The sequence below is a fragment of the Psychrobacter glacincola genome (assembly GCF_904846075.1).
GTDB lineage: Bacteria > Pseudomonadota > Gammaproteobacteria > Pseudomonadales > Moraxellaceae > Psychrobacter > Psychrobacter glacincola_C.
Window position 1 is genome coordinate 1,124,289 of record NZ_CAJGZH010000002.1, and the last position, 13,747, is coordinate 1,138,035.

Genomic DNA, 13,747 nt, shown 5'->3' on the forward strand with positions numbered 1-13,747 from the left:
GGATTGTTATATAAAAGCTAAATGGCTTTGGTGAATGCTTGAACCCTGAATTGTTATACTCAGTATCAAGACGCCATTCAGTATTAGGGCGTTATAAAAATCAGTGCCAAACGAATGGCATTGTAATCAATACTTTGCTTAAGATGATCGAATATTGGACGCAATTTAATACTGCCATCATCATTGAAATCATTTGGATTATTGGCGACTTTAATCGCGACGTAGGCATTGCCAACCGCCGTCATCACCTCATCCTCTGGCCGCAAATGATCACAAGCGAGACTTGGATCTTGTGATTTTAGGTCAGCAATATGACGCATAATCGTTGATTGTGATAGCTGACGGGCTTGCGAGATTTCTGCAATCGACAAGCTCTCTTCTAACAACACTCTGGTCGCAAGCAAGGTACTGTCCGACTTATCAGAAACTTGATTGCCCAGTTTCTGTTTTTTATATATTTGCGCTTGTTGTTGCTCGCGGCGCTTTTTTTGCAAAGTGGCATAAGCATCAATCACTGATTTACTCAGCGTACCGCCCGATTTTAAAATAAATTTTTCATGTGCCTGCGTCATGCTCTCTTCATCAAGCATCGCATAATTGGCATCGGCTTCTTCTGACAGCACCAAAAACCGTTTGTCCGCGCCGCGTGCTAGCGGATCAAGCTGCAAACTCATGTCGTTCATACCGAGCAGCTGCAAACCTGCCAGCGACTTTAACCGTGACAATGCCACATAGCCCTGCCCCAACTCAAAAGTACGTGATAAATCAATCTCAGCAGCATCGAGGGTCATGCCTTGTGACTTATGAATGGTAATTGCCCATGCCAGACAAAGCGGTACTTGCTCATAGCTTGCTAGCACGTCACCGGTCTCATCTTCGATGATCCATTCTTCAGGCTCAGCGATGACTTCACGCCCTGAATTGAGCCGAACCACGGGCATTTTTTGCGTCGTTGGCTTTTTGGCTTTCTCTTTTATGGCTTTTTTACCTTTGCCTTTTACATTCTTATCAGTCTCACTTTCAGCACTGTCGTCATCGTCTTCGATTAAATCATCACTACTGTCTTTGCTATCATCGATTTTAACAGCAGCAAAGCCAATCAGCTCACCCATCGTACCGTTGGACACGCCAAGTTCGGTATTGTTTTTGATAAACATCACTTTGGCACCGACTTTTAGTACCAAATCATCTTGGGTACGTACCGTTTTTTTAAGGGTCTCAACCAATTTACTGTCGCCCGTAGATGTGGCGGTAAAGCGCATCATCTCGCCCTCTAACGCGGCAAGCTCTTTATCATTGATGCTATTAACGTTGAGGTTGTGGGTATAAAGACGGGTACGTTTGATATCGACATTTTGATCAAAAGTCGCCTCCAGCGCGGCAATCGATTCAAAAGTGACTTCCTGACGGCGAATTTGGTTGAGAATATCGTCCAAATCAAGCCCGCCATTTGCCGCTTCACTAACCTGCCTGTGTTGCTCAGACAGATAGCAAATATGGAACTTGGCATCAAGCCACGCTTCAGACATAAAGGCAAATTTTTCACGGTTGGTTTCACCCTTACTACCAATCGGCGGCAGCTGGAAAAAATCGCCCGCCACGACCACTTGAATGCCACCAAAGGCTTTGTCATTTTTACGGACATGCTTGAGTACTTGGCTAACCAAATTGAGCTGCTTAGCATGCAACATCGATATCTCATCAATGACCAATACCGCGGTGTCTTTTAGTCGGTCTGCCAAAAACTGCTTGCGTGATAACGTAGTCAAGTCGCGGTCGCTTAACTCATCTTTGATACCGATGCCGGACCAGCTATGAATCGTTGTGCCATTCATGTGTGTGGCAGCAATACCGGTACTCGCAGTAACGGCCACAGGCACACGGCGCGCACGCAGGTAGTCGATATATTGATTGAGAGTATAAGTCTTACCTGAACCTGCTGAGCCAGTCAAAAAGACATTTTGACCCGTTTTTAAGATATCAAGAGCAGAAGATTGACGCATATATCTAAACCAATTAAGTTAATAGTAATAAGAAAAACAGCTTAAGAGCAAATAATAAGAGAAAAAGCTGCTAACAATTATAGCAGCTACATCCGTTTCGCGGACGACTTTAACCCTGATAAGCCACATAACTTAAAGTTATACGATACGAAATATATCATTATAAAAAGTCATTATCGCTCATCGCTAAAGCTCAGTACGATAGGGTCATAGCTTGGTCAGGATGGCCAAATATTTATGCTTAAGTCGTTTGTTCTTAAATAGCCATAATACACAACAAGGAGTCGTTAATGTTATACGCCTATCCCAATACTGAAAATAGTCCTGTTCAATTCCGCAAAAAATATGACAACTTCATCAATGGTGAGTGGGTCGCGCCAATCAATGGTGAATACTTTGACAACTCAAGTCCAATCGATGGTAAAACCTTCTGTCAGATTGCGCGCTCTAAAGCTGCCGATGTTGAAGCTGCACTAGATGCCGCTCATGCTGCAAAAGACGCATGGGGCAAAACCAGTGTCACTGATCGCTCCAATATGTTGCTCAAACTTGCCGATGGTATCGAAGCCAATTTAGAGGCAATCGCTATCGCTGAAAGCTATGAGAATGGCAAACCAGTACGTGAGACCCTCGCCGCTGATATTCCAATCGCCATTGACCATTTGCGTTATTTTGCGGGCGTTATCCGCGCACAAGAAGGCGGCATTAGCCAAATTGATGAAGATACGGTTGCCTATCATTTTCATGAGCCGCTTGGTGTCGTTGGTCAAATCATTCCTTGGAACTTCCCTATTCTAATGGCGATTTGGAAAATCGCCCCAGCCCTTGCTGCGGGTAACTGTATCGTCCTCAAGCCTGCCGAGCAAACCCCTGCGTCTGTTTTATACATGCTTGACGTCATAGGCGCGGCGGATATTTTACCAAAAGGCGTACTAAACGTCATTAACGGCTTTGGTGTAGAAGCTGGTAAACCAATCGCTTCCAACCCGCGTATCGATAAAGTGTCCTTTACGGGTGAGACCACCACTGGTCGCTTAATCATGCAATACGCCAGTGAAAATATCATTCCGGTCACGCTAGAGCTGGGCGGTAAAAGTCCAAATATCTTCTTTGCTGATATCATGGACGAAGACGATGACTTCTTAGATAAAGCGGTTGAAGGTTTGGTCATGTTTGCGCTAAACCAAGGTGAAGTTTGTACTTGCCCATCACGCGCCCTCGTACACGAAAGCATCTACGATGAATTTATGAAACGCTGTATCGCTCGCGTAAAAGCTATCAAAATGGGCAACCCACTTGATACCGACACCATGATTGGCGCGCAAGCCAGCTCAGATCAGTTAGAAAAAATCCTATCTTATCTTGATATTGGTAAAAAAGAAGGTGCAAAAGTCCTTGTAGGCGGTGAACTTGCTAAACATGATGGCGATATGGCAAACGGTTATTATGTGCAGCCAACGATCTTTGAAGGCACCAATGATATGCGCGTGTTCCAAGAAGAAATCTTTGGCCCCGTACTCGCTGTCACCACTTTTAAAGACGATGAAGAAGCGATGGCACTCGCCAATGATACTTTATATGGTCTTGGTGCTGGCGTCTGGACGCGTAACGGCACTCGCGCATATCGTTTCGGTCGTGGCATTAAAGCTGGTCGCGTTTGGACCAACTGTTATCACCTTTATCCTGCGCATTCAGCCTTTGGCGGTTACAAGCAATCTGGTATTGGCCGCGAAAACCATCTGATGATGCTTGATCATTATCAACAAACCAAAAACATGCTGGTCTCTTATAGTCCTAAAGCGATGGGCTTCTTTTAATTCTGTTTTTCAAAGCACTTTATGGCAAAACTGTAAAGTGCGACCTCGATGCTCGCCGAGCATCTTAATGTAAAGAACGATGACAAGGAGTTACAACGTGAGTAATAAAATGAAAGCGGCCGTGCTGCATGAATTCGGACAACCCTTAGAAATTGAAGAAGTAGATATCCCAACCGCAGGTGCTGGTCAAATTGTCGTAAAAATGCAGGCATCAGGTGTCTGTCATACCGATTTGCATGCCATTGAGGGCGATTGGCCAGTCAAACCTAGCCCACCGTTTATCCCAGGCCACGAAGGCGTTGGTCTTATCACCGCCGTTGGTGAAAATGTCCATCATGTCAAAGAAGGCGACCGAGTCGGTATCCCTTGGCTCTACTCTGCTTGTGGACACTGTACCCATTGCTTAGGTGGTTGGGAAACATTATGCGAAAGCCAACAAAACTCTGGTTACTCGGTAAACGGCAGCTTTGCAGAATACGTCCTAGCAGATGCCAACTATGTCGGTATCATTCCTGAAAGCGTTGACTCTATTGAAATTGCACCAGTGTTATGTGCAGGCGTCACGGTCTACAAAGGTCTTAAAATGACCGACACCAAGCCAGGCGATTGGGTTGTCATTTCAGGTATCGGTGGACTGGGACATATGGCTGTTCAGTATGCCATTGCAATGGGATTGAACGTTGCTGCTGTGGATATTGATGACGAAAAACTGGCATTCGCTAAAAAATTGGGCGCCAAAGTCACTGTCAATGCGAAAAATACTGACCCTGCTGAATATCTACAAAAAGAAATCGGCGGTGCTCACGGTGCGCTCGTGACAGCAGTATCTTCAAAAGCTTTTGATCAAGCGTTGGGCATGTTACGACGCGGTGGTACTTTGGTCTGTAATGGTCTACCAACGGGCGAATTCCCAGTATCTATTTTTGATACTGTTTTAAACGGTATTACCATTCGTGGCTCAATCGTTGGTACGCGTCTCGACTTGCAAGAGTCGCTAGACATGGCAGCAGCAGGCAAAGTAAAAGCCACCGTTGCCGCTGAGCCACTAGAAAATATCAATGATATCTTTGATCGTATGCGTGATGGCAAAATCGAAGGTCGCATTGTCATTGACTATAGTCTGTAGCAACAATTATCTAGCCACATGCTTTATGATATTTTGAGATTCATAACATCGTCTCAATGACTGGCTAGAGTAATCATCAGTAAAGGGTCGTATCGTTTTCAACCACATATGATAAATGATGTGAGTGAATATGATGCGACCCTTTATTTTCTACTCAGTATGATTATGAAAGACATCCGTTCGGGTCTAACGATAAGGAAGTTATTATGAACGTCACAGCGACAGAGTCCTGCAAAGCATTAATCGACTTACTAAAATCTAAGCACGGTGAGCTGATGTTTCATCAATCAGGCGGCTGCTGCGATGGCAGTTCACCCATGTGTTATCCATTAGGCGAATTTAAAGTAGGCGGACAAGACGTACTCATCGGCGAGCTGGTTGGCTGTCCATTTTATATGGGTAAAGCTCAGCATAAGCTCTGGCAACATACCGATCTAACAATAGATGTGGTCGATGGACGCGGAGCCAGTTTTTCGCTTGAAATACCTGAAGGTAAGCGCTTTATCGTACGTTCAGAGATATGTGCTATATAAGTTTAAATAGCCTATACCAGCGTTTTAACGACCTAGTATTGTTTTGCCATGCCATATGTTGATTGATAAGTACCCCTTAGTCATTTTTATTTTATTATTCCAGCAAAATAATAGATACTGTAATGCATACCCTATTTCAATAAACGCGTTTTAACGAGCACGTTTTACTCAGCATGGATGCTAGAAGGAATATAAAATGGAATTTGATAAAAAATTTGATTACGTCATCGTGGGTGGTGGTTCAGCTGGCTGCGTACTTGCTAGCCGATTAACAGAAAACCCAGACATTAGTGTCTGCTTATTAGAATATGGCGGTGAAGGCAAAGACCTTGCTGTCCGTGTCCCTGCCGGACTGATTTTGATGGTGCCAGGCAAGCCGCTGAAACTGAATAATTGGTGCTTTCACACCACGCCGCAGACGCACCTGAATGACCGCCGTGGCTTCCAACCACGTGGTCAATGCTTAGGCGGTTCATCCGCTATCAATGCCATGATTTATACGCGTGGTAGTGCGCTCGATTATGAACGTTGGGTAGAACAAGGCTGTACTGGCTGGGGATTTGATGATGTACTGCCCTACTTTATCAAAGCAGAAAATAATATTCATGGTAGCGGCGAGCTGCATGGTGATAGCGGACCGCTGCATGTCAGCGACTTACTGAGTCCGCGTGATATCTCCAAAGCATTCGTAGAAGCCGCCATCACCAATGGTTTAGATCATAATCAAGATTTTAATGGCGAAAAGCAAGACGGTACAGGGCTATATCAAGTCACCCACTTTCATGGCGAAAAACAAGGTCAACGCTGCTCTGCGGCGGCCGCTTATCTACATCCAGTACAAAACCGATCAAATCTGACCGTCATCACCCACGCCCAAGCCAACCGCGTCATCTTTGAAGACAAACAAGCCGTTGGTGTCGCTTATGAAAAAGATGGCGTCGAGCATGCGGTTATGGCGCGTCATGAAGTGATATTATCTGGGGGCACTTTTGGCTCGCCCAAAGTCCTGATGTTGTCAGGTATTGGACCTGCTGAGCATCTACAATCGCATGGCATCGACGTCGTGGTAGATGCGCCCGATGTTGGTGGTAATCTACAAGATCATTTGGATGTCGTTTTTGATTACGAAGTCAATACCACTGACGTCATCGGTATTGGTATGGCGACGATTTCGACATTGACCAAAAGTATTCGGCAGTGGAGAAAGGATGGTACAGGCCTTTTGTCTACCAACTATGCTGAAGCGGGCGCGTTCTTTAGTGTCGGTGACGACCCAAAAGAGTGGCCAAATACCCAACTGCACTTTGTCATATCCCGCGTGATTGAGCACGGTCGTGATCTCAGACGTGGCTTTGCGGTCTCTTGTCACAGTTGCTACCTACGCCCTGAAAGCCGCGGTACGGTCAGACTGGACTCCGCCGACCCCTCAGACGCGGTATTGATTGATCCAAACTACCTCTCGCACCCAAAAGATGTGGAATATATGATTGCAGGCGCGGAGCGTACGCGCGCCATCATGCAAGAATCACCCATCGCCAAATATATTACTGAAGACTACCCTGCCCCCTATATCGAAAAAGACGGTATGCTCGGCTATATTCGCAACAAGTCAGATACCATTTATCATCCTGTCGGCACTTGCCGTATGGGTTCAGATGACCAGTCCGTGGTTGATTTGCAATTAAAAGTACGCGGTGTAAAGGGATTAAGGGTCATCGATGCCTCAATCATGCCGACTCTCATCAGCGGTAACACCAATGCGCCAACGATTATGATTGCTGAAAAACTCGCAGATCTTATCAAAGCAAACCACGGTCATATCGAACGAATCACGCCATAAAACATGGGAAGCTAAGCGTCTTATAATTAGTATTCTTATTTAAGAAACTTATTTACTAAAACTTTATATTCAATAAAATGAAAATAAGTAGATTGTATAAAAGTTTAACCCATATTTTTTCGTGGTTATTTTATCAGCATTTCTAAAACAAGGAGAAACTCTAACGAATTCGGCAATAAAGATAGTAAAACAGAACGTTTTCTATCAAATTAGCTTACGGATGTCTTGCATTACCACTGTTGAACAGAGTATATTTAAACCACTTATTTATATCGGTATTTTTTGCAAATCTGAATAATGGCTAATACAACCTAAAATATTTTTTATTTTGCATATTAGAAACACGATATAAACAATTGCTTTAAAGGGAATTAAAAGCACGCTCATTATATTTATAGGTCAAAAACGATCTTATAAATATATTGGCGACTATTTATCATTACATAGGATGTAATAATGCAAAAATCACTCTTCAAACTGACGATGTTGGCGACAGTAATTCTAGGCATCAGTGCCTGTAGCGGCGACAACAAAACCACCGATGAATCTGCTGCCAGCTCAGATGCTAAAGCAGCCAAAACCTTACTTTATTGCTCAGAAGGTAGTCCGGCTGGATTTGATCCAGCACAGTACACTGCAGGTACCGATTTTGATGCGAGCGCCTTTCCCATCTACAACGGCTTGGTAGAATTCAAAAGAGATGGTACTGAGATTCAGCCAGCCTTAGCCGAAAGCTGGGATATTAGTGAAGACGGCAAGACTTATACCTTTAACCTACGTAAAGGGGTTAAATATGGTAAGACCGATTACTTTACCCCAACCCGTGATTTCAACGCAGATGACATTGTCTTTACCCTAGAGCGTATCACCAATCCAGACTTTGAATTTAACAAAGCTTATCCTGCTGAGTTCCCTTATTCGGTCGGTATGGGGCTACCTGATATTATCTCCAATATCGAAAAAGTTGATGACAATACCGTAAAAATCACCCTAAGTGAAACCAATGCACCATTTTTACAGAACCTAGCGATGCCCTTCGCTTATATCGATTCTGCTGAGTATGCAGAAAAGTTAATGGCTTCTGGTAATGCTGCTGATATCAACACCAAACCTGTGGGTACAGGACCTTTCGTGTTTACCTCTTATCAAAAAGACGCGCAAATTCGTTATACCAAAAATCCAGACTACTGGAACAAAGATGATATTCATATTGATAATCTAGTCTTTGTCATCACCAAAGATTCAGCAGTGCGTGCGCAAAAAGTGCAAGCAGGTGAATGTCATGTGTCCGCTTATCCAAAACCGGCCGAAATTGACTCTGTCAAAAAATCTGGTAAGGCCACCGTTCTCGATCAACCCGGCTTTAATGTCGGCTATGTCGGCTATAACGTTGAAAAACCGAAGCTTAGCGACCTTAAAGTTCGCCAAGCATTAGACATGGCCATTAATAAAGACGCTATTATCAATGCGGTTTATCAAAGCGAAGGATTAAAAGCCACCAATCCAATGCCGCCCACACAATGGGGCTACGATAAATCTATCAAAGATGCGCCTTATGATGTGGAAAAGGCCAAGTCCCTTATAAAAGAAGCAGGCGCGGACAAACTTGCCATTAATCTATGGTATATGCCCGTTCAACGCCCATACAATCCTAATGCCAAACTCATGGCTGAAATGCTACAAGCAGATTGGGCAAAAATTGGTGTCGATACCAAGCTTGTGACGTATGAATGGGGCGAGTATCTAAACCGCGCTGCTAAAGGTGAGCCTGATGTCATTCTAGCAGGCTGGACTGGTGATAATGGGGATCCTGACAACTGGCTAGGTACGTTGCTATCTTGTGATGCGGTCGGTGGCAATAACTACTCACGCTGGTGTAATAAAGACTTTGACACTTTGGTGACTAACGCCCGTCAGATTACCAATCAAGATGAGCGCGTCAACGACTATGTACAAGCTCAGCAGATATTCAAAGAGCAATTGCCTTGGACGACAATGGCGCATTCGGTGGTCACGGTATTCACCGCACCAAACGTCGTCGATTATAAAATTAGTCCGCTTGGCTCAATACGCTTCGATGGTGTAAAGGTTGAATAACCTGAGCTGATGACGTCCGGTAAGACATGCATGATTGTTTAATTTATATTCGGCTGGGTCAGACACTCTGCTCCAGCCGTATTTATATGAGTTAAGCACCTTATTAAGCACTTTTTAAGCATTTTGTCACCGACTCTCTCATCTCTGCCAACATTCTACTCATCGATCTAAAACGATGAACCACAACTATTGAATTGAGCAGCCCATGCTACTTTATATTTTGCGTCGCATTGCCATTCTAATTCCTGTCTATCTTGGCTTAACGCTATCGACATTTACCCTAATTCGGCTCGTCCCTGGAGATGCCGTCGAGATTATGATGGGTGAGCGTATGGTCGATCCGGAGCTACATGCTCGAGCGTTAGAAAGACTTGGCTTAGACAAACCCCTCATTGTCCAATATTGGGATTACTTAACCGGAATATTGACCGGTGATTTTGGTCAATCCTTTCGTACTCGTACTCCGGTATTACAAGACTTCTTTGCTCATTTTGTACCAACCTTAGAGCTGGCTTTGTGTGCCATTGTCATTGCCAGTGTTGTCGGTGTGAGCTTAGGTATCTTTGCCGCGCTACGACGTGGTACATGGATTGACTACACTTTAATGTCAGGGGCGCTGGCTGGCTACTCTATGCCCATCTATTTATTGGGGCCTATCCTGACTGGTATATTCGCCCATTATCTCGGCCTGTTGCCCGTCGCTGGTGTCATATCTGTCGCGCAGTTTTTAGACGTCAAACCTTTATATGGATCATGGCTACTTGGCTCTTTAACATCAGGAGAACCTGGCGCATTTTGGGATGTGGTGAAACACTTTATCCTACCGTCTATTGCCTTATCGACCATACCACTCGCAATGATTGCACGGATGACACGCTCGGCGATGCTAGAGGTGTTAGATGAGGACTACGTGCGTACAGCGCGCGCCAAAGGCCTATCGCCGCGCCGCGTGATATTGGTACACGTCATGCGCAATGCCTTGATTACTGTGGTGACTGTAATTGGCTTACAGATGGCGACCTTGCTCGCGGGGGCTATTATCACTGAGACTATCTTTAGTTGGCCAGGTGTTGGTAATTGGCTGCTCGATGGGTTTTTCACTCGTGATTATCCTATTGTGCAAAACGGTATTTTATTGGTCGCCACCGCCCTGATTTTGGTTAGTTTATTTATTGATATTTTGTATGGTCTTATTAATCCGCGTATTCGACATACTTCTTAATTTAACATTGATAAATACTCATATTATAAATAGTGGTTATTGGTGTTTGTACGGTCTTGAGTGAGTTTTAGCACATTTTAAATGATTGCTAGAAATGGAACTCTACATACTTGTAACGCGTTAGCCACTATAGGAACTGCTCATGAAGCCTTCTGTTCTTCCCTCTGATGTCAATCTTATGGCCGCCACACCGCCGTCATCTTGGCAGCTATTTTTATCGACATTCTGCCGAAATAAAGGCGCGGTGCTTGGTTTTATTGTACTGGCATTGATGGTCATTATTGCCATCCTTGCGCCTGCCATTGCGCCCCATGACCCTTACGAGTTATTTACTGGTCAAGAGCAGTTGCCGCCTGCCTTTCTGGATGGCGGCAATACCATGTTTTGGCTAGGCACGGATGATGCTGGACGAGACACCTTGTCTCGGGTAATGTATGGCGCGCGTTATTCTCTATTTATCGGTCTGAGCGCGACGACTCTTGCCATGTTAGTCGGTGTTTCATTGGGACTTAGTGCTGCATTTTGGCCCAAGGTTTGGGGCAAAGCGGTCATGCTGGCCAATGATATTTTGATGTCTTATCCGAGCTTACTATTAGCCATCATCATTGCCGCTATCCTAGGTCCTTCTATGACCAATACGATCATTACGATTGCACTGGTCTGTACGCCACCTTTTATTCGTTTGACTCGTGCTACCGCGATGGTAGAGCTACAGCGTGAATACTTTATCGCTTCGCAAGTGATGGGTGCTGGCGTGTTGCGCTTATTGTTTATCACTATTTTGCCCAACTGTATGGCCCCGCTCATCGTGCAGGCGACGATGATTTTCTCTTCTGCTATTTTAGAAGCAGGTGCGATTGGTTTCTTAGGCTTTGGTGTTCAGCCACCCGATGCTGAATGGGGTGCAATGCTTGGTACGGCGCGTCAATATATTCAAAGTAATGTTTGGCTAGCGATTTGGCCCGGTGTCGCTATTTTCTTAGCCGCATTGTCGATTAACTTGACTGGTGATGGCCTACGCGATGCGCTAGATCCCAAATTAAAGCAGGTGACCTAAGATGACTGAACCATTAATTAAAACGCCTATCACTCACACTTCTATGAATGACGCATCAAAAAAAGAATCACCATTGCTGTTAGATATTGAAAATCTTTCAGTGACTTTCGGGCAAGGTGTGCGCGCTTTTCGTGCAGTCGATGATGTGTCGTTAAAGATTACACAAGGTGAGGTCATCGCTGTCGTGGGTGAATCTGGCTCGGGTAAGTCAGTTACGATGATGGCACTGATGGGGCTACTACCACCCTCTGCAACTGTCCGTTCCAAGCGCGTTATGTTCGATGATAAAGACATGCTCAGTATGTCAGCCAAAGAAAAACGCGGCATCATTGGCAAAGACATCTCAATGATCTTTCAAAATGCCATGTCTTGTCTAAATCCAAGCTTCACGGTTGAGATGCAACTGGGCGAAGTATTACGTAAGCATCTAGGCTTGCGTGGCTCAGCCGTACAGGCGCGTATCCTAGAGCTGTTAGAGCTGGTCGAGATGCCCGATGCCAAAAATCGACTCAAGGTTTATCCGCATCAGCTATCAGGCGGTATGAGTCAACGAGTTATGATTGCGATGGCAATTGCTTGTGAGCCCAAACTACTCATCGCCGATGAACCTACCACCGCGCTCGATGTCACAGTACAAGCGCAAATCATGGACTTGCTAAGCCGATTGCAACGCGAAAAACAAATGGCGATGATACTGATTACCCACGACTTGGGTTTGGTCGCGCAAAACTCGCGTGATGTCGCGGTCATGTATGCCGGACAAGTGGTCGAAACCAGTACCGTGCCGGAGATTTTTCAAAAGCCTGCTCACCCTTATACGGAGGCCTTGCTGCAAGCCATTCCAGAGCTGGCTATCGGTCAAGACCGTCTGAACAGCTTACCCGGTGTCGTACCCAGCCAATACGATCGCCCGAGTGGTTGCTTATTGTCTCCTCGTTGTCCGTATAAAGAAGCCGCTTGTGAGGTTCCACCGCCCATTTTAGATACGCCCAATGGCAAAGTGCGCTGTATTCACGCTGACCTACCAAGCTCACCTACTCGCATTTCTACCCCTCACCCTGCTACTTTGGAGTCCCAAGTATGAGTAATAAAGTGGTCCTAAAAGCAGACAATCTACATAAACACTACCCAGTATCCCAAGGGTTGGGTAAAGCAAAAGCATATGTCAAAGCACTCAATGGTATCTCATTCGAGCTTGAGGCTGGCAAGACGCTGGCCGTCGTTGGTGAGTCAGGCTGCGGTAAGTCTACCCTTGCCCGCCAGTTGACACTGATTGAAGAGCCTACTGATGGCGAGCTATTTATCAACGATGAAGGCACCACTGGCTATAGCAGAAAAGCGCTCAAAGAGCTACGTACCGAAATCCAAATGGTCTTTCAAAATCCTTATGGCAGCCTCAATCCGCGTCATACCATCGGCTATCAATTGACTGAACCATTGGATATCCATACCAAACTTTCTAAAGACGACAAGCGTGACAAAATCAATGAGATGATGCGAAATGTTGGTCTGCGCCCCGAACATGCTGGCCGCTATCCACATATGTTTTCAGGGGGTCAGCGCCAACGTATTGCCCTCGCCCGCGCCATGATGCTCAATCCTAAAATTGTCGTCGCTGATGAGCCAACTTCTGCGCTCGATGTATCCATTCAGGCACAAGTCTTGAATCTATTTATGGATTTACAGGATGAGTATCATACTGCTTACGTCTTTATCTCGCACAACTTATCTGTCGTACGCCACGTCGCTGATGATGTGATGGTCATGTATTTAGGTCAGGCTGTCGAACACGGCCCGAAAGAAGCGATTTATAATGCGCCAAAACACCCATATACCATCGCTCTGTTGGCTGCTGCACCGACAGTAAATGGTCATAAGAACGATTTAACGCTACAAGGTGAGCTACCAAGCCCGCTCAATCCACCAAGTGGCTGCGCCCTGCACAAACGCTGCCCATATGCCAAGCAGCAATGCAGCGAGATAGAGCCGCAACTGCGAGAGTGGGACGGTCGATTGGTTGCTTGTTTACGTTTAGAAGAAATCTATGGATAA

General features: G+C 45.3%; 10 protein-coding genes. 9 read left to right on the forward strand and 1 reads right to left on the reverse strand.

Features of this window, described 5'->3' with window-relative positions; genetic code table 11:
* Nucleotides 1–83: 83 nt before the first annotated feature.
* Complete coding sequence (locus JMW85_RS10890; protein WP_201581757.1) at nt 84–2,003, reverse strand: AAA family ATPase; 1,920 nt, start codon at nt 2,001–2,003, stop codon at nt 84–86.
* Between the two features lie 290 nt (nt 2,004–2,293).
* Between JMW85_RS10890 and exaC the strand changes: the two genes are divergently transcribed.
* The 9 genes from exaC to JMW85_RS10935 all read left to right on the forward strand — a co-directional run bounded on the left by exaC (nt 2,294) and on the right by JMW85_RS10935 (nt 13,747).
* Nucleotides 2,294–3,820, forward strand: a complete 1,527-nt coding sequence (exaC, locus tag JMW85_RS10895; protein WP_201581758.1) for an acetaldehyde dehydrogenase ExaC — start codon at nt 2,294–2,296, stop codon at nt 3,818–3,820.
* Nucleotides 3,821–3,917: 97 nt separating this feature from the next.
* Nucleotides 3,918–4,946 carry an alcohol dehydrogenase AdhP gene (gene adhP, locus JMW85_RS10900; protein ID WP_173936718.1) on the forward strand — a complete coding sequence of 343 codons (1,029 nt, stop codon included), beginning with the start codon at nt 3,918–3,920 and terminating at the stop codon, nt 4,944–4,946.
* Between the two features lie 206 nt (nt 4,947–5,152).
* Nucleotides 5,153–5,479 (forward strand): DUF779 domain-containing protein, encoded by a 327-nt coding sequence (locus tag JMW85_RS10905; protein ID WP_087814462.1) that lies wholly within the window; start codon nt 5,153–5,155, stop codon nt 5,477–5,479.
* Between the two features lie 196 nt (nt 5,480–5,675).
* Nucleotides 5,676–7,319, forward strand: a complete 1,644-nt coding sequence (locus JMW85_RS10910) for a GMC family oxidoreductase (protein ID WP_201581759.1) — start codon at nt 5,676–5,678, stop codon at nt 7,317–7,319.
* A gap of 456 nt (nt 7,320–7,775) precedes the next feature.
* A complete protein-coding gene (locus tag JMW85_RS10915) occupies nt 7,776–9,416 on the forward strand; it encodes an ABC transporter substrate-binding protein (protein WP_087814460.1) in 1,641 nt (546 codons plus the stop codon).
* 205 nt (nt 9,417–9,621) lie between these two features.
* Nucleotides 9,622–10,638, forward strand: a complete 1,017-nt coding sequence (locus JMW85_RS10920) for an ABC transporter permease (protein WP_045453107.1) — start codon at nt 9,622–9,624, stop codon at nt 10,636–10,638.
* A 142-nt stretch (nt 10,639–10,780) separates the two neighbouring features.
* The gene (locus JMW85_RS10925) at nt 10,781–11,695 is read left to right on the forward strand and encodes an ABC transporter permease (protein ID WP_201581760.1); all 915 of its coding nucleotides are present in this window, start codon (nt 10,781–10,783) and stop codon (nt 11,693–11,695) included.
* Nucleotide 11,696: 1 nt separating this feature from the next.
* A complete protein-coding gene (locus JMW85_RS10930; RefSeq protein ID WP_265090744.1) occupies nt 11,697–12,779 on the forward strand; it encodes an ABC transporter ATP-binding protein in 1,083 nt (360 codons plus the stop codon).
* The gene (locus JMW85_RS10935; protein WP_201581761.1) at nt 12,776–13,747 is read left to right on the forward strand and encodes a peptide ABC transporter ATP-binding protein; all 972 of its coding nucleotides are present in this window, start codon (nt 12,776–12,778) and stop codon (nt 13,745–13,747) included. The genes JMW85_RS10930 and JMW85_RS10935 overlap by 4 nt, the downstream gene beginning before the upstream one ends.

Coding starts and splice junctions, on each gene's coding strand:
- exaC (WP_201581758.1), top strand. CDS start 2,294: ATGTTATACGCCTATCCCAATACTGAAAATAGTCCTGTTCAATTCCGC.
- JMW85_RS10920 (WP_045453107.1), top strand. CDS start 9,622: ATGCTACTTTATATTTTGCGTCGCATTGCCATTCTAATTCCTGTCTAT.
- JMW85_RS10925 (WP_201581760.1), top strand. CDS start 10,781: ATGAAGCCTTCTGTTCTTCCCTCTGATGTCAATCTTATGGCCGCCACA.
- JMW85_RS10935 (WP_201581761.1), top strand. CDS start 12,776: ATGAGTAATAAAGTGGTCCTAAAAGCAGACAATCTACATAAACACTAC.
- JMW85_RS10915 (WP_087814460.1), top strand. CDS start 7,776: ATGCAAAAATCACTCTTCAAACTGACGATGTTGGCGACAGTAATTCTA.
- JMW85_RS10930 (WP_265090744.1), top strand. CDS start 11,697: ATGACTGAACCATTAATTAAAACGCCTATCACTCACACTTCTATGAAT.
- JMW85_RS10910 (WP_201581759.1), top strand. CDS start 5,676: ATGGAATTTGATAAAAAATTTGATTACGTCATCGTGGGTGGTGGTTCA.
- JMW85_RS10905 (WP_087814462.1), top strand. CDS start 5,153: ATGAACGTCACAGCGACAGAGTCCTGCAAAGCATTAATCGACTTACTA.
- JMW85_RS10890 (WP_201581757.1), bottom strand. CDS start 2,003: ATGCGTCAATCTTCTGCTCTTGATATCTTAAAAACGGGTCAAAATGTC.